The 744-nt window shown below is 38.4% G+C and carries 1 protein-coding gene; it reads left to right on the plus strand.

The window, feature by feature from the left end; translation table 11 throughout:
* Window positions 1-28: 28 nt before the first annotated feature.
* A partial coding sequence (locus B6A27_RS18325) for a transposase (protein ID WP_080862887.1) occupies window positions 29-744 on the plus strand: 716 nt, incomplete at its 3' end.

Consider the following 744-nt stretch of genomic DNA (forward strand, 5'->3'; position numbering starts at 1 on the left):
CCACAACATTCCAGAAAGGACGATTTTTATGAGCAATCAAATGATTACTACTGAAAATTATAACACGCAAATGACACTTTTTCCAGAGACAGAGGAAAAAAAGCCCTCTAAAAGACCATTAGCCCCTACTTTTAAACCCTATGACAATCGTCAAACTCAAGTGATTTTTGATATTGAAGCCCTTATACCAGAACATCACGTCGCACGAGTAGTGGACGAAATGGTGGAATCTGTACCAGATGAGCTATTGTTTTCTCATTATAAAGGTGGTGGCAGAAGTTCCTATCATCCCAAAATGATGCTTAAAATCATTCTGTATAGTTATTCCCAAAAGGTTTATTCCTGCCGTGGAATCGAAAAACTAATAAAAGAAAATCTTCCTGCCATATGGTTAGCTGCGATGCAACAACCAGATTTCCGCACGATCAATGAGTTCCGCGGAGAACGGATGAAAGCCTTGATGGATGAGTTATTTGAAGCCATGATTCTAAAATTGATTGAAGAAAAGTACATCACAATGGAAAACTACTTTTTGGATGGCACCAAGATGGAAGCCAACGCCAATAAGTATTCTTTCGTGTGGAAAAAATCAACAGAGAAATGGGAAGCAACATTAAAAGAAAAAATTCAAGAAACACTTGAGTACATTCATGAATTGACACCATTAGAAGCTGGAACGGGAGAAAAGGAAACCGAACAACGTGAAGAGATCACCGAACATCATTTAGAGACAGTCGCTAAGGA

This window comes from Anoxybacillus sp. UARK-01 (assembly GCF_002075365.1).
In the GTDB taxonomy this organism is placed as follows: Bacteria; Bacillota; Bacilli; order Bacillales; family Anoxybacillaceae; genus Anoxybacteroides; species Anoxybacteroides rupiense.